The sequence below is a fragment of the Duganella flavida genome (assembly GCF_009857445.1).
Lineage (GTDB): Bacteria > Pseudomonadota > Gammaproteobacteria > Burkholderiales > Burkholderiaceae_D > Rugamonas > Rugamonas flavida.
Genome location: NZ_WWCN01000001.1, coordinates 499,903 through 521,295, shown reverse-complemented (window position 1 = coordinate 521,295; position 21,393 = coordinate 499,903). Strand labels below are relative to the sequence as shown.

The 21,393-nt window shown below is 60.2% G+C and carries 25 protein-coding genes and 1 tRNA gene; 14 read left to right on the top strand and 12 right to left on the bottom strand.

Annotation, left to right across the window (positions count from 1 at the left end):
- The first annotated feature begins 341 nt into the window (after nt 1-341).
- The gene (locus tag GTP46_RS02240; RefSeq protein WP_229258762.1) at nt 342-608 is read left to right on the top strand and encodes a hypothetical protein; all 267 of its coding nucleotides are present in this window, start codon (nt 342-344) and stop codon (nt 606-608) included.
- 56 nt (nt 609-664) lie between these two features.
- Here the strand turns inward: GTP46_RS02240 and GTP46_RS02235 are convergent, their stop codons facing one another.
- The 7 genes from GTP46_RS02235 to petA all read right to left on the bottom strand — a co-directional run bounded on the left by GTP46_RS02235 (nt 665) and on the right by petA (nt 6,037).
- Nucleotides 665-1,861, bottom strand: a complete 1,197-nt coding sequence (locus GTP46_RS02235; protein WP_371869526.1) for a tyrosine-type recombinase/integrase — start codon at nt 1,859-1,861, stop codon at nt 665-667.
- Nucleotides 1,831-1,906: transfer RNA gene (locus tag GTP46_RS02230), tRNA-Thr, on the bottom strand. The genes GTP46_RS02235 and GTP46_RS02230 overlap by 31 nt, the downstream gene beginning before the upstream one ends.
- A 26-nt stretch (nt 1,907-1,932) precedes the next feature.
- Nucleotides 1,933-2,418 carry a ClpXP protease specificity-enhancing factor gene (locus tag GTP46_RS02225; protein WP_161004976.1) on the bottom strand — a complete coding sequence of 162 codons (486 nt, stop codon included), beginning with the start codon at nt 2,416-2,418 and terminating at the stop codon, nt 1,933-1,935.
- Between the two features lie 80 nt (nt 2,419-2,498).
- A complete protein-coding gene (locus GTP46_RS02220) occupies nt 2,499-3,110 on the bottom strand; it encodes a glutathione S-transferase N-terminal domain-containing protein (RefSeq protein ID WP_072788101.1) in 612 nt (203 codons plus the stop codon).
- Nucleotides 3,111-3,223: 113 nt separating this feature from the next.
- Complete coding sequence (locus GTP46_RS02215; RefSeq protein WP_161004975.1) at nt 3,224-3,988, bottom strand: cytochrome c1; 765 nt, start codon at nt 3,986-3,988, stop codon at nt 3,224-3,226.
- A gap of 26 nt (nt 3,989-4,014) precedes the next feature.
- The gene (locus GTP46_RS02210; protein WP_161004974.1) at nt 4,015-5,427 is read right to left on the bottom strand and encodes a cytochrome b; all 1,413 of its coding nucleotides are present in this window, start codon (nt 5,425-5,427) and stop codon (nt 4,015-4,017) included.
- A gap of 1 nt (nt 5,428) precedes the next feature.
- On the bottom strand, nt 5,429-6,037 hold the full coding sequence (petA, locus tag GTP46_RS02205; RefSeq protein ID WP_161004973.1) for a ubiquinol-cytochrome c reductase iron-sulfur subunit: 609 nt from the start codon (nt 6,035-6,037) through the stop codon (nt 5,429-5,431).
- A gap of 340 nt (nt 6,038-6,377) precedes the next feature.
- Here petA and mscL point away from each other — a divergent pair, with 340 nt between their 5' ends.
- From mscL to GTP46_RS02190, 3 genes are read left to right on the top strand one after another with little or no spacing between them, the layout of a single operon-like run.
- Entirely contained in the window at nt 6,378-6,815 is a 438-nt protein-coding gene (mscL, locus tag GTP46_RS02200) for a large conductance mechanosensitive channel protein MscL (RefSeq protein ID WP_161004972.1), read from the top strand.
- A gap of 36 nt (nt 6,816-6,851) precedes the next feature.
- The gene (locus GTP46_RS02195) at nt 6,852-8,018 is read left to right on the top strand and encodes a Do family serine endopeptidase (protein ID WP_161004971.1); all 1,167 of its coding nucleotides are present in this window, start codon (nt 6,852-6,854) and stop codon (nt 8,016-8,018) included.
- A gap of 8 nt (nt 8,019-8,026) precedes the next feature.
- The gene (locus tag GTP46_RS02190; protein ID WP_161004970.1) at nt 8,027-8,716 is read left to right on the top strand and encodes a DUF2461 domain-containing protein; all 690 of its coding nucleotides are present in this window, start codon (nt 8,027-8,029) and stop codon (nt 8,714-8,716) included.
- A gap of 74 nt (nt 8,717-8,790) precedes the next feature.
- On the opposite strand, the gene GTP46_RS02185 is transcribed toward GTP46_RS02190, so the two are convergent.
- The 5 genes from GTP46_RS02185 to GTP46_RS02165 all read right to left on the bottom strand — a co-directional run bounded on the left by GTP46_RS02185 (nt 8,791) and on the right by GTP46_RS02165 (nt 11,676).
- Nucleotides 8,791-9,813, bottom strand: coding sequence for an NAD(P)H-dependent glycerol-3-phosphate dehydrogenase (locus GTP46_RS02185; protein ID WP_161004969.1), 1,023 nt, complete (start codon nt 9,811-9,813; stop codon nt 8,791-8,793).
- 40 nt (nt 9,814-9,853) lie between these two features.
- Nucleotides 9,854-10,297 carry an SH3 domain-containing protein gene (locus GTP46_RS02180; protein WP_161004968.1) on the bottom strand — a complete coding sequence of 148 codons (444 nt, stop codon included), beginning with the start codon at nt 10,295-10,297 and terminating at the stop codon, nt 9,854-9,856.
- Between the two features lie 67 nt (nt 10,298-10,364).
- Complete coding sequence (gene secB / locus GTP46_RS02175) at nt 10,365-10,838, bottom strand: protein-export chaperone SecB (protein WP_092280307.1); 474 nt, start codon at nt 10,836-10,838, stop codon at nt 10,365-10,367.
- A 160-nt stretch (nt 10,839-10,998) separates the two neighbouring features.
- Nucleotides 10,999-11,259, bottom strand: coding sequence for a glutaredoxin 3 (gene grxC, locus GTP46_RS02170; protein WP_161004967.1), 261 nt, complete (start codon nt 11,257-11,259; stop codon nt 10,999-11,001).
- A gap of 15 nt (nt 11,260-11,274) precedes the next feature.
- The gene (locus GTP46_RS02165; protein ID WP_161004966.1) at nt 11,275-11,676 is read right to left on the bottom strand and encodes a rhodanese-like domain-containing protein; all 402 of its coding nucleotides are present in this window, start codon (nt 11,674-11,676) and stop codon (nt 11,275-11,277) included.
- 100 nt (nt 11,677-11,776) lie between these two features.
- Here GTP46_RS02165 and gpmA point away from each other — a divergent pair, with 100 nt between their 5' ends.
- From gpmA to gspK, 10 genes are all read left to right on the top strand, one after another.
- On the top strand, nt 11,777-12,523 hold the full coding sequence (gene gpmA, locus GTP46_RS02160) for a 2,3-diphosphoglycerate-dependent phosphoglycerate mutase (protein ID WP_161004965.1): 747 nt from the start codon (nt 11,777-11,779) through the stop codon (nt 12,521-12,523).
- A 46-nt stretch (nt 12,524-12,569) separates the two neighbouring features.
- On the top strand, nt 12,570-14,066 hold the full coding sequence (locus GTP46_RS02155; protein WP_202414105.1) for a murein hydrolase activator EnvC family protein: 1,497 nt from the start codon (nt 12,570-12,572) through the stop codon (nt 14,064-14,066).
- Between the two features lie 14 nt (nt 14,067-14,080).
- On the top strand, nt 14,081-15,466 hold the full coding sequence (locus GTP46_RS02150) for a S41 family peptidase (RefSeq protein ID WP_161004964.1): 1,386 nt from the start codon (nt 14,081-14,083) through the stop codon (nt 15,464-15,466).
- 30 nt (nt 15,467-15,496) lie between these two features.
- The gene (locus tag GTP46_RS02145) at nt 15,497-16,252 is read left to right on the top strand and encodes a HesA/MoeB/ThiF family protein (protein WP_161004963.1); all 756 of its coding nucleotides are present in this window, start codon (nt 15,497-15,499) and stop codon (nt 16,250-16,252) included.
- Between the two features lie 13 nt (nt 16,253-16,265).
- Entirely contained in the window at nt 16,266-18,392 is a 2,127-nt protein-coding gene (locus GTP46_RS02140) for an amidohydrolase family protein (RefSeq protein ID WP_229258761.1), read from the top strand.
- Between the two features lie 140 nt (nt 18,393-18,532).
- Entirely contained in the window at nt 18,533-18,970 is a 438-nt protein-coding gene (gspG, locus tag GTP46_RS02135; RefSeq protein ID WP_161004962.1) for a type II secretion system major pseudopilin GspG, read from the top strand.
- Between the two features lie 9 nt (nt 18,971-18,979).
- Nucleotides 18,980-19,447: a GspH/FimT family pseudopilin gene (locus tag GTP46_RS02130; protein ID WP_161004961.1), complete on the top strand. Its 468-nt coding sequence runs from the start codon at nt 18,980-18,982 to the stop codon at nt 19,445-19,447.
- A gap of 1 nt (nt 19,448) precedes the next feature.
- The gene (gene gspI, locus GTP46_RS02125) at nt 19,449-19,823 is read left to right on the top strand and encodes a type II secretion system minor pseudopilin GspI (protein WP_161004960.1); all 375 of its coding nucleotides are present in this window, start codon (nt 19,449-19,451) and stop codon (nt 19,821-19,823) included.
- Nucleotides 19,820-20,452: a PulJ/GspJ family protein gene (locus GTP46_RS02120; RefSeq protein ID WP_229258760.1), complete on the top strand. Its 633-nt coding sequence runs from the start codon at nt 19,820-19,822 to the stop codon at nt 20,450-20,452. The genes gspI and GTP46_RS02120 overlap by 4 nt, the downstream gene beginning before the upstream one ends.
- Entirely contained in the window at nt 20,449-21,381 is a 933-nt protein-coding gene (gspK, locus tag GTP46_RS02115) for a type II secretion system minor pseudopilin GspK (protein ID WP_161004959.1), read from the top strand. The genes GTP46_RS02120 and gspK overlap by 4 nt, the downstream gene beginning before the upstream one ends.
- Nucleotides 21,382-21,393: the final 12 nt, after the last annotated feature.

Sequence of the window (21,393 nt, the reverse complement as noted above, 5' to 3'; positions counted from 1 at the left end):
CGATAAATTGAATGGTGGCGATTTCCGGTCAGTTCATTTTATTCGAAATAAACGAAACGTAAAGGAGCGAGGGTGCGCGTTCTGTAGTGAGCGGAATGTAATCCAGTTTTTTGCGCGCCGATTCGTTCAAGAGCCGCCACTTAAGAAAATAACAAATGATTGACATAAAACTAATTGCTGTTGCCGCATTGAGACACAATCGTGTGACAGTGCTGAAGATCGCGCCGCTGGCTCAATTGATCAATCGCGCTGAAGCGGGGGAGTCTCGTGTCTGAATAGCGGAGTTTCCCCATACCAAGCTATCAATGCGCAAGTACTGGAGAGGCGCGAAGGAGAGCGGAATGAACACTGAGGTATTACTAGAAAAGCTGTTGGAGCAATTATCGAAACCTGCTCCGGTGTTGTTACCTGTAGCGATTGATTTATGGGATACCAGACACATTGCGGCTTACCTTAAGCGGTCTGTCGATACTGTGAGGGACGACATTATCACTCTGCCGTCATTCCCCCGCCCGATTCGTCTGCCGATAAGGGGGACAGCGCGCGCCCAAGCGCTGTTCAAGGCGCGTGAGGTGATCGCCTGGGCGGAGCGGCATACTTCCCGATAAATCGTGTCCAGTCGTTGCCACACGCCCGCATGAGGGCGCTAAAAGCGGGCGCAAGCTTACAGCTTTTGAGCGATGTCGTCGGCGGTCGCGTTGTAATACGTCTGCAATTGTTTGATGTCACGATGGCCGACCATACGGGCCAGATCCAGCACGTTGATCTTGGATGCCAAACGCGTAATCGCTTCATGCTGGCTATCGTGGAAGGTTAAGCCTTCCACGCCCGCACGGTGACGCGCCATGCGGAACATCGCGTCGAGCGTCGCTGTTGTGATACAGAAGCCATTCGGGACCATCGACCAAATTTCCACGGCCCGTGGTGATAACGGGACGTAGCGCGGGTAGCCACTTTTCGTCATTTTCAGATGGGCAACGCGGCCGTGAACGTCACCGGCGCGCAGGCCGCAGATTTCTCCGGCCCGCATGGCGGTCTCAATGGCAAACAGGAAGGCGAGTGCGATACGTTGCTGGATCGTCTCCGGTGCGGTGATGCTGCCGTCGCTAGGCCAGCGCAAGGCGATGCAGATACGGTCGATCTCGTCCTGCGAAATGCGGCGGTCGCGGTGGGGTTTCGGTCGCGGGCGCGCGACATCTCTGGTCGGGTTGGTTTGCAGCCACTGCCATTCCTTGCGGGCCACCGAGAACACATGGGACAGCAGGTTCATTTCGCGGGTGACGGTGCCACCCTGCACACTGCGCAGTCGCTCGTCACGCCAGGCGGCGATATGTGATGTCGATAACTGTGCCATGGTGATGGGGCCGAGTGATGAGGCCGCCATAGCCGCAAGGCGACCGGCTTCCCAGCGATAGCCGCGCTTGGTGCGCGATACTTCAATTTCGTAGCGCCGGAAAGCCTCGGCGCACGTTTTGGTGACGGCAAGCTGTTGCTCACCCTGTCCCAACGTCATGCGCTGGTGTGCTTCCCACTTCAGTGCGGCAGCCTTGGTGTCAAACGTGCCCGACACGCGAACGCGATGGACCATGATGCGGTGCCGCCACTTTATGCCTACTTTCACTGGACTAGACATGTTGCACCTCCTTCTTTGAACGTCAGAGAAGGTTAGACCGGCGAAGTTGCCAATCGTTGTGGCAATCGCTTGCCAATAGTGGTGCAAAATCACTGTCTTTACTTTGCTTTGCCGCAGGAGATGACGTAAAAAAACCCGGAGATCCCCTATGAAGAAGGCGATTTCCGGGTTTTTCGAGCGTTGTCTAAAACGCAAATTGGTGCCGACTGCCGGTTTCGAACTGGCCACCTGATGATTACAAATCAACTGCTCTACCAAATGAGCTAAGTCGGCGTGACTTTTACGGGGCGAATTATACGCTATTTAATACGCGTCAGCGTAGGACGGCCGCCCTTTTTCGGCGGGTCGTTGTTGTCGCCCGGGGTGTCAGGCACTGCGGTTTTGGCTTCGCTGGCTGCTGGCGGCACGGCCGACAAAATCGGCGCGGCCGGTGCGTCTTCCACCGCTTCGTCGACTGGCTCCGACTGCTGGCCTAGCTGCGGCTCGAACGCCATCCCCTGGCCGTTTTCGTTGGCGTAGATGGCCATCACGTTGTTGACCGGGATGTAGATTTCGCGCGAAACGCCACCAAAGCGGGCGTGGAAGCGGATGCTGTCGTTGTCCATCTTCAGGCCCGAGGTGGCGCCGAAGCTGATGTTGAGTACGATCTCGCCTTTTTTCACGTATTCCATCGGCACCGTGGTGGTGGCGTCGACTTTGACGGCGAGGTAGGGGGTGTAGCCGCTGTCCGTGCACCACTCATAAATGGCGCGCAGCAGGTAGGGCTTGGTTGAGATTTCAGACATGGGTCTTCCAGACTGCGGTAAAACACGGCGCGCCACCAGCCGAACCCGGCCGGCGCGCGCCGTAGTGCTTCAATGAACCATTAACGGCGCATCACCTTTTCCGACGGCGTCAGCGCTTCGATGTACGCAGGACGCGAGAAGATACGCTCGGCGTACTTCATCAGCGGCGCGGCGGTCTTCGACAGTTCGATGCCGTAGTGATCCAGACGCCACAGCAGCGGTGCAACCGCTACGTCCAGCATCGAGAACTCATCGCCCAGCATGTATTTGTTTTTCAGGAACAGCGGCGCCAGCGTGGTCAGGCGGTCGCGGATTTCTGCGCGGGCCTTGTCGTGGCTCTTGTCGTTGCCCTTGGCGCGTTCGCTTTCCAGCGTATGCACGTGGACAAACAGTTCTTTTTCAAAGTTGAACAGCATCAGGCGCGCACGGGCGCGCATCAGCGGGTCAGCCGGCATCAGTTGCGGATGCGGGAAGCGTTCGTCGATGTATTCATTGATGATGTTCGATTCGTACAAAATCAATTCGCGTTCCACCAGGATCGGCACCTGACCATACGGATTCATGGTCGAGATATCTTCCGGCTTGTTGAACAAGTCGACATCGCGCACTTCAAAGTCCATGCCTTTTTCAAACAGGACCAGACGGCAGCGTTGCGAGAATGGGCAGGTCGTACCCGAGTAGAGAACCATCATTTTTCTAGTTCCTTAGAAGAACAAACAGGGCGAGACCGCGAACGGCTCACCCGGATCGATCGCCCGCCAAACGCGGGCATCGCAAAACAAGCGCCGGCAAGCGGCGCTCTCGACTATTTCACTTCTTTCCAGAACGACGCGTTCAAGCGCCATGCCAGGAAGGCAAACATGGTCATAAACAGCACGACCACGACGCCCAGTTTTTTGCGGGTCTGCGCAGCAGGTTCCGCCATCCATTCCATGTAGCCGACCAGGTCGGCCACGGCAGTGTCGTACTCCAACTTGCCCAGTTTACCCGGAGTGACCTGCTCAAATCCAGCAAACTGGTGCGTCATTTTGCCTTCTTCATGCGGATCGGCCACTTCTTCCATCTTAACTTTTTGCACACCTTGCAATTCCCACAGTACATGCGGCATCGCCACATTGTTGACCACCAGGTTATTCCAGCCGGTCGGGCGGGTGTCGTCCTTGTAGAAGCTGCGCAGATAGGTGTACAAATAGTCGCTGCCGGAACCGGCGCCAGACGCTTTCGCGCGCTGGATCACCGATAAGTCCGGCGGTACTACGCCGAACCATGCTTTCGCATCGGCTGGTTTCATGGTGGTGGTCATCATTTCGCCGACCTTGTCACCGGTAAACAGCAAATTCGCTTTGATCTGCTCCTCGCTCAAGCCCAGGTCTTTCAGGCGGTTGTAGCGCATGGAGGACGCATTATGACAGTTTAGGCAGTAATTTACGAACAGTTTGGCGCCATGCTGCAGCGCGGCCAGGTTATTTGAGCGGTCCGGCGCCTTATCCAGCGCAATTCCACCCTCATTCGCCAGGGCCAGGCCGGGCAACAGTGCCAAAGTGGCAAGCATGCGTTTCGCGTATTTCATGTGTTGTCCTTTATGCACTTTAGCGATCAATGGCCGTGGTAGACGACGCGGTCCGGAACCTTCTTGAACGTGCCCATGGCGCTCCACCAAGGCATGAACAGGAAGAAGCTAAAGTACAGCAGGGTGCACACTTGCGACACGAGGGTGCGGCCTTCGGTCGGCGGCAGGGTACCGAGGTAGCCCAGCGCCAGGAACGAAATGAAGAACAGCGCGTACACGTATTTGTGCCAGTCCGGGCGGTAGCGGATCGATTTCACCGGCGATTTATCCAGCCACGGCAGGAAGGCCAGGATTACCACCGAGGAACCGAAGAACACCACGCCCCAGAATTTCGCATCCAGCACCTGCGGCAGCATGCCGACGATGGCCACCAGCGCCACCACGGCAATGATGCTTTTCACGCCGGTCGACAGGCGCGATTTCAGCCAGATGAACACCACGTAGGCGGCCACGAAGAACATCAGCACCCACATGAAGTCGGCGGTGGTGGCGCGCAGCACCGAGTAGAACGCGGTGAAGTACCAGGTTGGCGCAATGTGCAGCGGGGTTTTCAGCGAATCGCCCGGCAGGAAGTTGTTGTACTCGAGGAAGTAGCCGCCCATTTCCGGCGCGAAGAACACCACGGCGCTGAAGATGGTCAGGAACACCGACACGCCAAACAGGTCGTGCACCGTGTAGTACGGATGCGATGGGATGGAGTCGACCGGATGGCCGTCCGGGTCCAGGTTCTCTTTGACTTCGATGCCGTCCGGATTGCTCGAGCCGACTTCGTGCAGCGCGATCAGGTGGGCCGCCACCAGGCCCAGCAGCACCAGCGGAATCGCGATCACGTGGAAGGCAAAGAAGCGGTTCAGGGTCGCATCCGACACCACATAGTCGCCGCGAATCCACAGCGACAGGTCAGGACCGATCAGCGGAATCGCGCCAAACAGGTTGACGATCACCTGTGCGCCCCAGTACGACATCTGACCCCACGGCAGCAAGTAGCCGAAGAAGGCTTCCGCCATCAGGCACAGGAAGATGGCAAAGCCGAACAGCCAGATCAGCTCGCGCGGTTTGCGGTACGAACCGTACAGCAGGCCACGGGTCATGTGCAGGTAGACGATGATGAAGAAGGCCGAGGCACCGGTCGAGTGCATATAGCGCACCAGCCAGCCCCACGGCACTTCGCGCATGATGTACTCAACTGACCCGAACGCCAGGTTGGCGTCCGGCTTATAGTGCATGGTCAGGAAGATGCCGGTGACGATTTGCAGCACCAGTACCAGCATGGCCAGCGAGCCGAAGATGTACCAGAAATTGAAGTTTTTCGGGGCGTAGTATTTGCCCCATTGATCATTCCACAGCTTGGTGAGTGGGAAGCGGTCATCCACCCAGCCCAAGGCTTTTTGTGCGGCCGGTGCATCGGCCGGGAATTTTGTCTCCTTGAATGCACCCATCTTATGCCTCGCCTTTCTCGTCTTTACCGATAACCAGCTTGGTGTCGCTCAAAAACATATGGCGTGGGACTTGCAGATTGTCCGGCGCCGGCTTGTTCTTGAACACGCGGCCGGCCATATCGAAGGTCGAGCCGTGGCAAGGGCAGAGGAAGCCGCCCTCCCAGTCATCCGGCAGCGAAGGCTGCGGGCCGGGGGTAAATTTCGAGGAAGGTGAGCAGCCCAGGTGGGTACAGATGCCGACCGCGACCAGCAATTCTGGTTTGCGCGAGCGCCATTCGTTACGGGCGTATTCGGGAGTGAATTCTTCGGGATTGCGTTTGGAGTCGGCGTCGGCCACTTTGCCGTCGGTTTTTTTCAGCGACGCCACCATTTCAGGCGTGCGCTTGATAATCCAGACCGGCTTGCCGCGCCATTCCACGGTTTTCATTTCACCGGGATTGAGCGTGGAGATATCTACTTCGACCGGCGCGCCGGCCGCTTTCGCGCGCTCGGACGGCTGGAAGGTACTGACTAATGCGCCTGCGGTGGCCAAACCTACGACACCGCCGGCGGCGCCAGTCGCGACCAGCAATCCGCGACGGCCTGAATCGACCTGCTTTTCGTTACTCATACAAACCCCAATTAGTCAAAGTGCGAACAAAATCTGAGAACTGTGTACAAACTGAAAAACTGAAACCAAGGCACGAAATCCAGCAACACTACATTATAAAGTATGCACGATGCAACTCTACCACCAACGTTGCTCTTTCCCTAAGATTTAGCCAGCCGTACAGGGCTCCCGCTGCGATGATATGAGGTCGGGTGATGAGCAGAAATTGATGTAGGTCAATTTATAGCGTAATTCGGCTTGTAAATGCGTAAACAGCAAGCGTGTTTGGAATCCAATTGAAAAAATAGTATGATCCAAGCGCAGTTTTGTTCACAATTGACCACACAGCGGGGATAAAAATATGGCAATGATGCAGGAATTTAAAGAATTCGCGATGAAGGGCAACGTGGTCGACTTGGCGGTCGGTGTGATCATCGGCGGCGCTTTCGGCAAGATCGTCGATTCGCTGGTGGCCGACATCATCATGCCGCCGATCAGCAAGTTGTTTGGCGGGCTGGACTTTGCCAACTACTACGTGCCGCTGAACGGCCAGGCCGCCAATTTGAGCCTGGTAGAAGCGAAAAAACTGGGCGCCGTGTTCGCCTACGGGAATTTTGCTACCATCTTGCTGAACTTTGTCATCCTGGCGTTTGTGATCTTCCAGATGGTGCGCCTGATGAACAAGGCGCGTACCCTGGGCCAGAAGCAGGAAGCTGCGGCGGCCGCTGCGGAACCAGCGCCGCCGACCCCGGAAGACATCGTGCTGCTGCGCGAAATTCGCGACTCCCTCAAAAAATAACTCAAGGCCGCCGTCCAGGCGGCAGGCTGGACTGCGATGCGACGACTCTGGTTATTGTTTGCGCAAACGGTGACCGTCGTATTGGCACTGTATTTCGTCTACACGGCGGTGGGCCGGCGCGAGCAGCCGGCGCCGGTGCGGGTCCAGCAAATGGGCAGCACCGAGCATCCGGCCGCCATGCTGGAAGCGGCGCCGGCCAAGCAGCCGCCAGTGTCGGCCGGCGGATCGTACCGGGCGGCGGCGGCGCGCGCCATGCCGGCCGTGGTCAACATCATCACCAGCAAGAAACCCAAGCGTGGCAAGCATCCGCTGCTGCGCGATCCCTTCTTTAAAAAATTCTTCGGCGACCGCGATGAGGATAGCGACGACGAGTCCAGCCTCGGCTCGGGCGTGATTGTCTCAGGGCAGGGCTACATCCTGACCAACAATCATGTGGTGGAAGCGGCTGATGAAATCGAGGTGGTGCTGGCTGATGGCCGCAAGGCTGCCGCCAAGCTGGTCGGCACCGATCCGGAAACCGACCTGGCCGTGGTCAAAATCACGCTGGAAAAATTGCCGGTGATCGTGCTGGGCCAGGCCGAGCAGGCGCAGGTGGGTGACGTGGTACTGGCCATCGGCAATCCGTTCGGCGTGGGGCAGACGGTGACCATGGGCATCATCTCCGCGCTGGGCCGCAACAACCTGCACATCAACCATTTCGAGAACTTCATCCAGACCGACGCGGCGATTAACTTTGGCAATTCGGGCGGGGCGCTGGTGGACGCCAGCGGCAACCTGCTGGGCATCAATTCGGCGATTTATTCGCAGACCGGCGGCTCGGTCGGCATCGGCTTTGCGATTCCGGTATCGACCGCCAAATCGGTGATGGAAGCCATCATCAAATCGGGCCATGTGGTACGCGGCTGGATCGGCGTTGAGAGCCAGGAAATCACGCCCGAGCTGGCGGCCAGCTTCGGCTTGCAGCGCCAGAGCGGCGCCATCATTGCCGGCGTGGTGCGCAACGGCCCGGCCGACAAGGGCGGCATCAAGCCGGGCGACATCCTGCTGTCGGTGGACGGCAAGCCGGTGGCCGACACCAACAGCATGCTGAATCTCATCGCCCAACTCGCTCCCGGCGGAAAAGCTAAAATGACGGTCCTGCGGAAAAACCGCGAGACCACGCTGGACGTCACCGTTGGCAAACGGCCGTCCAACGCCAAATAAGGAACACCATGCACCTGCGCGACCTGACCCAATACCTGCGAGAACTCGAAGCCAACAACAACCGCCCGTGGTTCATCATGAACAAGCCGCGCTACGACATCCTGCGCGAAGAATTCCTGCAAGTAGTGACGGAGATGATTGCCGAGTTGGGCAAGTTCGATGCGCAGGTCAAGTTCAGTAATCCGAAAAAGGCCATGTTCCGCATCAACCGCGACGTGCGCTTTGCGCATGACAAGAGTCCGTACAAGACGCGCTTTTCGGCCGCGGTGGCGCCGAATGATATGCGCCGCCCGAGCAAGGCCGGCGGTCCGACTTACTACATGCAGATCGACGGCACCGGCAAGCTGCTGTTCGGTGCCGGCGAATACATGCCGCCGCCGCACCGCTTGAAAGCGCTGCGCCAGCACATGGTGGATGATGCGGCAGGTTTCCGCAAAGTGTTGAAGAACAAGAAGCTGGTGGCGACCTATGGCGACATCCAGAACGAAGGCAAGCTGATGCGCCCGCCGAAAGGTTTTGATCCGGAGCACGAGCACATTGAGTACATCAAGCTGAAGAGCTTCTTTGTGTGGACCGAGATCGATCTGCAACTGAACAAGCCGGAGCTGCTGGTGCCGACGCTGGCGGCCGGCCTCAAGGACGCCTACCCACTGGTCACGTGGATGCGCGAAGCGAAGTCAGACGTCGAAGAGGAATAACAATCCACAATCCGGGGTCAGTTCTGCCATTGGTACATGAGCCCGTGTACGATTGGCAGAACTGACCCCGGTTTTTACTCGCCTTTGGGATCGCGCGACAGCAGGCGGGCTACCATGGCTTGCGGCTGGTCGCTGTCGAACAGCACGCCGGCCACGGCATTGGTGATCGGCATCTCGACGCCGAGCCTGGCCGACAGTTCGCGTACGGCCTTGGCGCATGGCACGCCTTCGGCCACGTGGCCTAGCTCCTGCACGATCACATCCAGCGCCTTGCCCTGCGCCAGCCCGAGGCCAACGCGGCGGTTGCGCGATAGGTCGCCGGTGCAGGTCAAAATCAAGTCGCCCATGCCGGTCAGGCCCATGAAGGTCTCGGTCTGGCCGCCCAGCGCTACGCCGAGGCGGGTGATTTCCGCCAGGCCGCGCGTGATCAGCGCCGCGCGCGCATTCAGGCCCAGGCCCAGACCGTCAGCCGCGCCGGTGGCAATCGCCAGAATGTTTTTCACCGCGCCGCCGACTTCCACGCCGACCAAATCCTCGCTCGAATAGACGCGCATATTGCCGCCGTGCGCGGTTTCCACCACGCTGGCGCGCAACGCCGCCGAGTCCGATGCAATGGTCAGTGCACATGGCAGGCCCTTGGCCACTTCCTGTGCAAACGATGGGCCGGACAGCGCGCCGCCCGGCACGCTATCGCCCAGCACTTCGCGCACGATCTGGTGCGGTAGCAGGCCGGTATCGTATTCAAAGCCCTTGCACAGCCACACCACGTTGGGAATCGAACGACCCTTGAGTGATTGCAGCAGCGGACGCAAACCAGCCACCGGGCAGGCCGCGATCAGCAAGCTGCCGGGCTCGGCCACGTGGGCCAGTGCCGCATCAAAGTCGCTGGCAACCTGCAAGCGTTCAGGGAAGGTGTAGCCGGGCAGGTAGCTGTTTTCGCGTGCGGCGGCCATCGCCTGCAGGGCAGCGGCGTTGCGGCCCCACAGCAGCACATCGTGACGCTGGGCCAATGCCATGGCCACGGCGGTGCCCCAGGCGCCTGCGCCGAGCACACTCACCTTGCGGACGATGCCCGCCTGTTTGTTCTTATCTTGCATGGGATCTCATTCGACGCGTGGGAGTGCGCCGCTACGGCAATTATATGCCCCAGACTTCGGAATTTTTGACGTAACCGGTCAGGCCGTCGCGGTGACGTACCTTGATCCAGCCGCCGGCGGCGTTTTCGCCCAGCTCCAGCAGCACGCCCTTGTCGGCGGTGAACACGGCCGTGGCCGCATCATCCGGGGTAGCGCGGATTTTCAGGTTGGCGGTTTTGACGATGACGTTGCGCTTGGCGCTCAGGCCTTTGGCCTCGGTCCACGCCAGTTCGCCGTTGACGTCGCGAACTTTCAGCCATTCGCCGTAGGCCAGCACCACTTCCAGCGGGGCGCCGCGCGGGACCACGAACAGCTTGCCGCCCTTGGTCGATGGCGCGTCGTACAGGATGACGGGCGCTGCGCCCACCGTTTTAAAATCGTAGGCCTGGCTAGCGGCAGCGGCCAGCGTCATGGTCAGGGCAGCGATCAAACGAGGGAATGTCATGGTGTACCTTGGGACGGGGTGAAACTGCCGCCGGACGAGCGCCCGGCGGCGGATGAAGCATTAATGCTTAGTGGGTCGCGTCAGCGGCTGGGGCAGCAGCTGCTGCTTCAGCGATCGCTTGTTGACGCTGCTGGTAGAACACTTCGAAGTTGATCTCAGCCAGGTGCACTGGTGGGAAACCGGCACGGGTGATGGTGTCGGCGATGTTGGCGCGCAGGTATGGATACACGATGTTCGGGCAACCGATGCCCAGCAGTGGATCCAGCTGTTCTGCAGGAATGTTGCGCGCTTCGAAGATACCGGCTTGTTTGCCTTCTACCAGGAACGCGACTTTGTCTTTGACTTTGGCGGTCACGGTGATGGTGACGGTCGATTCGAAGATGCCATCTGCCAGCGGCTCAGCGCCTACGTCCAGGGCTACTTCGATGGTCGGTGCTTCCTGTTCCAGGAAGATCGCCGGCGAGTTAGGTTGTTCCAGCGACAGGTCTTTCAGGTAGACGCGTTGGATTTGGAATACTGGTTGCAGATTTTCTTCAGACATGGAACGCTTTCGTTATAGTAAATCGAGCGGCACCGGCCGCCCGGATGATGTTTGCTTGGTATGGCTAGAAGACAGCTCAAATCAAACGCGAGGGCAATTGTATCAAAACCATTATGGTTTTAAAGGCTTTCCGCCCGGCGTACGTTGTATTTGAGGACCATTAGCCATTTAACAAGGGCGACAGGCCGCCCGCTTGATCCAGCGCATACAAATCATCGAAACCGCCGACATGGGTGTCGCCGATATAGATTTGCGGCACGGTGCGGCGGCCGGTCTTTTGCATCATCGAAATGCGTTGCTCAGGGTCAAGATCGACGCGGATCTTCTTCAGCCCGGTAACCCCCTTGGATTCCAGCAGGCGTTCGGCGCGGATGCAGTACGGGCACACGGCGGTGGTGTACATGATCACTTCGGCAGTCATTTTGCTTTCCTCCAATTACTTAGCCAGCGGCAGGCCGGCTTTTTGCCATGCAGCAACGCCACCTTCCAGATTGACCACGTCGCCGAAGCCGGCTTTGCCCAGCTTGGCGGCAGCCGCCGAACCACGGGCGTCGCTCTTGCCGATCACGATCAGGCAGCGGTTTTTGAACTTGTCCAGCTCCGACAGGCGCTGGTCCAGCTGGGCCAGGGGGATATTCTTGGCTTCAGGCAGGTGGCCTTCAGCGTAATCCTTGGCGTCGCGCACATCCAAGATGGTGGTCTTGCCGCGATTAATCAACATGGTAATGTCTTGCGGGCTGCCGCGCTTGCCACGTACCGTCAGGGACGGCCACAACAGGGCGCCGCCCGAAACCAGCACGATGGCGATCAGAAAAATATTGTCAATGAAGAATTTCACAGGAATCCAATGGTTGAACTTAATCTGCGCATTATAAAATAGAAGCTGTAACTGTTCTCAAAGCACCGGTTTTCCAACTTTTCTTGAAAAGATAGTCCACATGTACAAAATCGTTTTCATGCGCCACGGCGAATCCACCTGGAACCTGTCGAACCGCTTCACCGGCTGGACCGACGTTGACCTGACCGAAAAAGGCATCAATGAGGCCAAGCAGGCCGGCAAGCTGCTGAAGGACGGCGGCTTCACCTTCGACCTGGCTTACACCTCGGTGCTGAAGCGCGCAGTGCGTACGCTGTGGCTGGCGCTGGACGAAATGGATGCGATGTACCTGCCGATCAAGAACGACTGGCGCCTGAACGAGCGTCACTACGGCGCCCTGCAAGGCCTGGACAAGGGCGAGACCGCCGCCAAGTACGGCGACGAGCAAGTGCTCGTTTGGCGTCGTAGCTACGATACCCCGCCGCCAGCGCTGGAAGCGACCGATGACCGCGCTTCGTTCAACGACCCGCGCTACGCCGGCCTGTCGAAAGAACAAATCCCGCTGACCGAGTGCCTGAAAGACACCGTGGCCCGCGTGGTGCCGGTGTGGGACGAGGAAATCGCCCCGGCCATCAAAGCTGGCAAGAAAATCATTATCTCGGCCCACGGCAACAGCCTGCGTGCCCTGATCAAGATGCTGGACGGCATCAGCGACAGCGATATCGTTGGCCTGAACATTCCTAACGGTACCCCGCTGGTGTACGAGCTGGACGCAGATCTGAAACCCATCCGTCACTACTACCTCGGTGATGCCGACGCGATTGCTGCCGCTCAAGCTGCGGTAGCTAACCAAGGCAAGGCCAAGTAATTTGTCTCACTCTTCGTTCCGTAATGCGGCGGTCACGCTGCTGTTGATGATGTCGCTGGGCGCGCAAGCCGCTCCGTTCGGCAAGGCAACTGAGCGCAGCAAGCAAAAAGCTGCGGCCGAGGCTGAACGCGCCGGCGTGCAGCAGAAGCTGTCTGCGCTCAAGAAAGACATCAGCAAGACCGAATCGGCCAAGGACGACGCGGCCGACACGCTGGCCGAGTCCGAACAGGCGATTTCGGACGCCAACCGTTCGCTGCGCGACTTGCAGCAGGAGCAGGGCGACACCAACGTCAAGCTGCAAATGCTGTCGGCCGAGCACGACAAGCTGGCGGCCACGGTCGCGCACCAGAAACAGCAGCTGGCCAAGCTGCTGCGCGACCAGTACGTGGCGGGGAACGAAGACCGCATCAAGTTGCTGCTGTCGGGCGACAATCCCAACCGCATCAACCGCGATTTGCAAATGATGGCGTACGTCTCGCAGGCGCAGGCGCGCTTGCTGGACGCTTTGCGCGCCAACTTGAAGGCCGTCGAGGTCAACCAGGATGAGGCGCAGAACGCCAAGGACGAGCTGGAAGAAATCGCCCAGGAACAATTGCAGCAGAAATCCAAGCTGGAGCAGGAGAAGGCACGCCGCGCCGCCTTGCTGACCACTTTGTCGAAGAAACTGCTGGCCCAGCGCAAGGAAGCGGGCAACCTGGAGCGCGACGAGCAGCGCATGACCGGGCTGGTCGACAAGCTGAACAAGCTGATCGCCGAGCAAGCCATCGCCGCTGCCGCCGAGAAGAAACGCCAGGAACAACTGGCCGCTGCCAAAGCGGCCGCCAAGGCCAAGGCGGAAGCCGACGCGCGCGCGCTGGCGAAAGCCAGGGCCGCCGAGGCCGAGCGCCAGCGCCTGGCTAAAGCCAATAACAATACCAAGTCCGGCACCATCAAGCCGGCCACGCCTAACCCAGCCGATGCGATTGACGCCGACGAGCCGAAAGTGGCCGTGCGGCCGGGCGCCGGCACAAGCAGCGGTGCGGCGGGCACAGCCGGGCAGGGCGCAGCGACCGCATCGGGCGCCGCCGGAGCCGGTGCAGCCGCCTCGGTGGAAGACACGCCGCCCGCCAAAGCCGCCGACATCGCACTGGCCCCGGCCGCACCGGCCGGCGCTTTCGCCAGCTTGAAAGGCCAGTTGCGCGCACCGGTGGCGGGCAAGGTCGCTGCCAAGTTCGGCTCCAAGCGCGGCGACGGTCCGAGCTGGAAGGGCGTCTTCATCCGCGCCGGCGAGGGCGCCGACGTACACGCCATCGCCGGTGGGCGGGTGGTGTTTGCCGACTGGCTGCGCGGCTTCGGCAATCTGATCATTGTCGATCACGGCGGCCAATACATGAGCATTTACGGCAACAACCAGTCGCTGCTCAAACGAGCCGGCGACATCGTCAAAGCCGGAGACCCGATTGCCAGCGCAGGTAACAGCGGCGGTAACGAAGAATCGGGGCTATACTTTGAACTTCGCCATCAGGGCGCAGCATTCGACCCGGCTGGCTGGGTCAAGTTTTAAGGTTCGCGGGAAAAATGGGCAACAAAGTCAAGAGCATCGGCCTGATCGGCCTCGGTATGGTGGCTGGTGTTGCCGCCTCGTTCCAGTTTTCCGCCATCGCGCAAAAGACCACCGGCACTCCGCTGCCGCTGGAAGAGCTGCGCCAGCTATCCGACGTCTTCGGCTTGATCAAGACCGACTACGTCGAAAACGTCGACGACAAAAAGCTGCTGACCGAAGCTATTTCCGGCATGGTCGCCTCGCTCGATCCGCACTCGGTCTACCTCGATAAAAAAGCTTTCCGCGAAATGCGCGAGACCGTGGCCGGTAAATTTGTTGGCGTCGGCGTCGAAGTGGCGCTGGAAGACGGCTACATCAAAGTGGTCTCGCCGATTGAAGACACGCCTGCGTTCAAGGCTGGCGTCAAGGCGGGTGACGTCATCACCCGCATCGACGGCACGCTCATTAAAGGCATGTCGCTGGACGAATCGGTGAAGAAGATGCGCGGCGAACCGCGTTCCAAAGTCAGCATCACCATCAGCCGCAAGGACGAAGACAAGCCGCTGGTGTTCAACATGCTGCGTGAAGAAATCCGCGTGCAGAGCGTGAAAGCCAAGATCATCGAGCCGGGCTACGCGTGGGTGCGCATCTCGCAATTCCAGGAACCGACGGTGGAAGATATGGCGAAGAAGATCACCGCCCTGTACCAGCAGGATCCGAACATCAAAGGACTTGTGCTCGACTTGCGCAACGATCCGGGCGGCGTGGTGCCGGGCGCGATCGGCGTATCGGCTGCTTTCCTGCCTAAAGATTCGGTGATCGTCTCCACCAACGGCCAGCTGCAGTCGTCCAAGGAGACCTTCTACGGCCGCAAGGAATTCTATGCGCCGGCCGCCAAGAACGACCCGTTGGCCAAATTGCCGGCCGCACTGAAAGACGTGCCGATGGTGGTGCTGGTGAACGGTGGTTCCGCCTCCGCTTCCGAAATCGTGGCCGGCGCGCTGCAAGACTACAAGCGCGCCACCGTCATCGGCCAGCAGACCTTCGGCAAAGGCTCGGTACAAACGCTGCGCCAGCTGACCGCCGATACCGCCGTCAAGCTGACCACCGCCCGCTACTACACGCCGCAGAACCGCTCCATCCAGGCCCTTGGCATCAAGCCGGACTTGCTGGTCGATGAAACGGCAGAAGGCGATGGCCTGAACCGCCTGCGCGTGCGCGAAGCCGACCTGCAAAAACACCTCGGCAACGACAAGGACCCGCAAGCCGATGCGGTCAAGCGTGACGTGCCGGACGAAGAACAAGCACTGGCCGCACTGGCGAAGAAAACCAAGCCGGTGGAATTCGGCTCCAAGGATGACTTCCAGCTGGAGCAGGCGCTGAACCACTTCAAAGGCTTGCCGGTCAAACTGTCCAAATAAACCGCTGCGCGCCAACGCCGCAGAGAGACGATGAACGACTCACAATTGCTGCGCTACTCGCGCCACATCCTGCTTGACGAAATCGGCATCGAAGGCCAGCAAAAGCTGCTGGCCGCGCATGCGCTGGTGATCGGCGCTGGCGGTCTCGGTTCGCCGGCCGCCATGTATCTGGCGTCGGCCGGCGTCGGCCGCATCACCCTGGTCGATAACGACACGGTCGACCTGACCAACCTGCAGCGCCAGATCGCCCACACCACGGAGCGCGTGGGCCAGTCCAAGGCCGAATCGGCACGGCTCACGCTCCTGCAGATCAATCCCGACATCACCGTCACCGCGCTGAATGAGCGCGTGGACGACGCGCGCCTCGCCGCACTGGTGGCCGATGCCGACGTGGTGCTCGACTGCACCGACAACTTCGCCACCCGCCACGCCGTCAACCGTGCATGCGTGGCGGCGCGCAAGCCGCTGGTATCGGGCGCGGTGATCCGCTTCGATGGCCAGATCAGCGTATTTGATCCTCGCAGCGGCGAGCAGCCGTGCTATTCCTGCCTGTTCCCGCAAGATCAACAATTTGAAGACGTGGCTTGCTCCACGATGGGCGTGTTCGCGCCGCTGGTGGGCGTGGTCGGCGCCATGCAGGCGGCGGAAGCGCTCAAGCTATTGATGGAAGTGGGCGGCTCGCTGGCCGGGCGCCTGCTGATGCTGGATGGCCTGCGCATGGAATGGACCAGCATTGCTGTCGGCCGCAATGGCGCGTGCCCGGTCTGCGCGACTAAAACTAAATAAAAGGAGAATCAACTTGCTGACGAAACGCCTCGCTGTACTGCCGCTGGCCTTGGCCGCTGCCTTTGGTGCGCAAGCCGCCACCACCACCACCAAATACCTGATCATCTCCGAAAACGCCAACAAGCAAATTGGCCAGCAGATCGTTGAGCGTCTGGACGACGGCCTGACCAAGGTAAGCTTCAGCTACAAGGACAACGGCCGTGGCCCGGACTTGGAAGAGCAGTTCCGCGTTGGCGCGGATGGCACCATGACCGAGTACGCGGTCAAGGGCAACTCCACTTTCGGTTCGGTGGTGGACGAGAAGTTCAGCCGTAAGGGCGACCAGGCAGCGTGGAAGTCGACCTCCGAGCAGGGCGAGAAAACCGTCAGCGGCCCGGCCGCCTACCTGCCATTGAACTCGTCGTTTGAAGTCGCTTCGGTCGCCATCACCGCGCTGACGAAAGCACCGGACGGCAAACTGGCGCTGCTGCCATCGGGCACCCTGTCGCAGCGCGTGCTCGATAGCGTGGAAGTCACCAGCGCCACCGGCCAGAAACAAACCGTGAGCCTGCTGGCGCAAACCGGCGTTGGCCTGTCGCCGTCGTTCTACTGGGCCACCACCGGCGCGCAACCGCGCCTGTTCGGCGTCATCATGCCAGGCTTCGGCAATGCGCTGGAAGAGGGCTGGCAGTCGGCCGCGCCGGTGCTGGGCCAGCGCCAGAAAGCTGCCGAGCAGCAGATGCTGACCGATGCCGCCGCCAAGCTGCAGCATCCGCTCACCGGCCTGACCGTGGTGCGCAACGCCCGCATCTTCGACAGCGAAAAAGCTACCGTCGGCCAATCTTCCGACATTTACGTGCTGCGCGGCCGCATCACCTCGATCCAGCCAGCCGGTTCGCCGACGCGCGATGCCGACAACGTCATCGACGCCGCCGGCCGCATCGTGCTGCCTGGCCTATTCGATCTGCACGGCCACGTGGACCGCTGGTCTGGTGCGCTGAATATGTCGACCGGCGTGACCAGTGTGCGCGACATGGGCAATGACAACGCCCAGCTGCAAGCCATGCTGGATGAAACTGCGGCCGGCAAGCTGCTGGCGCCGCAGGTGGTGCCGGCCGGCTTCCTGGAAGGCGAGAGCCCATACAGCGCCAATAACGGTTTCGTGATCAAGGACCTGAAGGAAGCTAAGGACGCCATCGACTGGTACGCGCAGCGCGGCTACCCGCAGCTGAAGATTTATAACTCCTTCCCGAAAGCCATCCTGAAAGACACGGTGGCCTATGCGCACAGCCGTGGCATGCGCGTCTCGGGCCACATCCCGGCTGGCCTGCGCGCGCAGGAAGCGCTGGATGCGGGCTACGACGAGATCCAGCACATCAACCAGGTGCTGCTGAACTTCTTCGTCAAGCCGGATACCGAGACCCGTAACCTGAACCGTTTCGTGCTGCCAGCTGAAAAAGTGGCGGACCTCGATTTCAATTCCAAGCCGGTAAAGGACTTCGTCGCCTATCTGGCCAAGAAGCAGATTTCGATAGACCCGACCATGTCCGCCTTCGCCTTCCTCAAGCAGCGCGACGGCGACGTCAATGAACCCTACGTCGCGCTGGAATCGCATATGCCACCGGACGTCGCGCGCAGCTTCAAGGCCGGCACCATGAAGATCGATGGCGATGTTCAGCTCAAGCGCTACGAGAAATCCTACGCCAAGATGGTGCAATTCGTTGGCATCATGTACAAAGCCGGCGTGCCTATCGTGGCCGGCACCGATGATATTCCTGGCTTCACGCTGCACTCCGAGCTGGCGCTGCTGGTCAAAGCTGGCCTGACGCCGGCGCAGGCGCTGCAAGTGGCAACCCGTAACGGCGCGCGCTACACCCGCACCACCAATGACCGCGGCAGCATCTCTGCGGGCAAGCTGGCCGACATCGTGCTGGTGGACGGTGATCCGACCAAGAACATTGAAGACGTGCGCAAGGTGTCAGCAGTGATCACGCGTGGTTATGTGATCTACCCGACCGAGATCCACGCGGCGCTGGGTATCGCACCGTTCGTCGGCGAGGCGCCGAAGGTGATCAAGGCCGCGCCGGTGGCGGTGACTTATGGTGGCGGCAACGAGGGCGCCCGCGCCCGCATCGAGGCCAGCGCCAAGAAGCACGAGTAAGGCATGGACAAGTAAGTCCGTGTAAAGAAACTGTCATATTAAGGGCGGGTTAAGCGCTAAAACGGATAAATTAGGCTCAAAAGTCGCAGCGGCCTTAATTCCCCCTTATACTCTGCACTCATTTTTATTCGTTACCAATTATGAAAAAGTTTTCTACTCGCGCCCAGCGCGGTTTTACGCTGATCGAAATCATGGTGGTGGTTGTCATCATGGGCGTGCTGGCCGCGCTGGTGGTACCTAAACTGATTAGCCGCACCGGCGAATCGAAGGTCGCCGCTGCCAAAGTCGATATCGCGACCATCATGCAGGCGCTGAAACTGTACAAGCTGGATAACCAGCGTTACCCGACCACCGAACAAGGCCTGCAGGCGCTGATCGAAAAGCCAACCGGCGGCCCGGCCGCTAATGGCTGGAAGGCTGGCGGCTACGTCGAGAAAATGCCGAAAGACCCGTGGGGCAACCAGTACCAGTACCTGCAGCCGGGCATCAAGGGTGAGATCGACGTGTTCTCCTACGGCGCTGACGGCCAACCAGGCGGCACCGGCGATGACGCCGATATCGGCTCCTGGGAAAACTGATCCATCATCATGCGCGGCGAGCGTGGCTTCACGCTGATTGAACTGCTGGTCGTGATGGTCATCCTGGGCATCACGCTGGGACTGGTGTCGCTTAACGCGATACCGGGTCAGAAACAGGGCTTGCAGCAGGACGCCAAGCGCATCGCGCTGCTGCTGCAACTGGCGCGCGATGAAGCCATCGTGCGCAACCACCAGATCGCGTTTGAAGCGGGCACCGATAACTACCGCTTCATGGTCCGCAACGATAACAAGCAATGGGAGCAGGTGGTGCAAGACGACTTGCTGCGCGAGCGCGAATTCAAGCATGCGCCGGTCACGCTGATGCTGGACTCGCCGCCGTTATTGCCGGAAGCGACACTGCGCATCATCTTTGGCCGCGAACCGGTCGACAAACCCTTTGTGCTGACCCTGACCGGCAGCGATGGCGGCAGCGTCGCCATCCGCGCCGACGGCATCGGCCACTTTACGGTGGACTGAGATGCGCCGGCCTTCATCCCATCGCGGTTTCACCATGCTGGAAGTGCTGGTCGCACTGATGATCGTCGCCACCGCGTTGATCGCCTCGATGCGCGCGGTCGGCAGCCTGACCGCCAACAGCGACGGCCTTCGCGCCAATATGATGGCCACCTGGTCAGCCGAAAACCGCCTGGTGCAAATGCGCCTCTCCAAAGTCTTTCCTCCGGTCGGTAAGCAAACCTACGAATGCCCGCAGGGCGACCTGCAACTGATGTGCGACGAAGAAGTCATCGCCAGCCCGAACCCGCGCTTCCGCCGGGTGGAGGTCAGCGTGTATGAAGCGGCGCATCCGGAACGCCGCATCATCAAGCTGGTCCAACTGGTGTTGAACTCATGATGAAATCTGCACGCGGATTTACCTTGATCGAACTGCTGCTGGCGATCTCCATTCTTGCCATCATCGCGGTGTTGGGCTGGCGCGGGCTCGATAGCATCGTGCGTTCGCGCGAAACGCTTACCGTCAGCATGGAGCAGACGCGCGGCCTGCAACTGGCGTTCGCGCAGATGCAGAGCGATTGCGCAAACTTGCCGGATGCCGCGCTGCTGCGCGGCCGCGCCTTCCTGCAGGCGGAAGACAACCGCATCACGCTGGTGCGCATGGTGATGACTGAGAACCAGCCGACCCGCTTGCAGGTGGTGTCGTACCGCGTGGCGGGCGGTGTGCTGACGCGGCGCGAGTCGCTCGCCACGCGCGAGCTGACGCAGCTCGACAACCTGTGGCAGGCCGCGCTTGGCGATACCGATGCCAGCATGGCCGCCGTGGCGCTGCAATCGAGCATTCAAGGCATGGCGATGCGCATGTGGATGCCGAGTACTGCTGCCACGGCGGGCGGCTGGCGTCCGGCCGCCGGTATATCGACGGCTGCCGCTGCGGGCAACAGCCTGCCGACCGGGCTGGAAGTGTCGATGACGCAGCAAGGACAGGAAATCCCGATGGTGAAGTCATTCCTGCTGGGGGCCCTGTGAAGCTGAAGCGGCAACAAGGCGTGGCCGTGGTGACGGCGCTGTTGCTGACCACACTGGCGGTGACCATCGTCGCCAGTTTGTTCTGGCAGCAGCAGGTGCAAGTGCGCTCGATGGAGAACCAGCGCCTGCAACTGCAAACACGCTGGATCGTACGCGGCGCGCTGGACCTGAGCCGCTTGATCCTGACCCAGGACCTCAGCGACTCGCCCAATTACACCAAGCTGGATGGCATCTGGGCCACGCCGCTGGAAGAAACGCGGCTCGATGATTACGTGGAGCGTGAGCGCCTGCAGGGCGAGAACTTCGACGCCACGCTGTCCGGCCGCATGGTGGATGCGCAGGGACGCTACAATCTGGCCAACCTGGCGAGCGGCCAGCAGGTCAACACCGCCGAGGTGGAGGTGTTCGAGCGTTTGCTGAACAACTTGCGGCTCGATTCCGGCCTGGCGCAAGCCACGGCGCAGCTGGTGAAGAATGCCGCACCGGTGGTGGCAACTCAGCCTACGCAGACCAACCAGCCGATAGGCCTGGTGCGGGTAGAGGATTTGCTGGCGGTGAGCGGCTTTACGCCGCAGGCCATTGAACAGCTGCGCGACTATGTCATCATACTGCCGGTGGGCGGCACCTCGCTGAATGTGAACACGGCGCCGGCCGAGTTGTTGTCGGCGCTGGTGCCAGGCCTGTCGCTGTCGGATGCGGCGGCGATGGTCAGCGCCCGCAAGACGCTGTATTACCGCGACACGGCGGCCTTCAGGGCGTTGTCGCAAGTGACGGGCAAAACGATTACCGCAGCATGGGATGTGAGCAGCAACTACTTCCTGGCCTACAGCCGGGTGAAGCTGGACCGCGCCACGCTCGATACGCAAGCTCTGTTGAGGCGTCAGCGGCAACCACTTACCACCACGGTGGAATGGATACGGGAATACTAGAACAGCGATGAA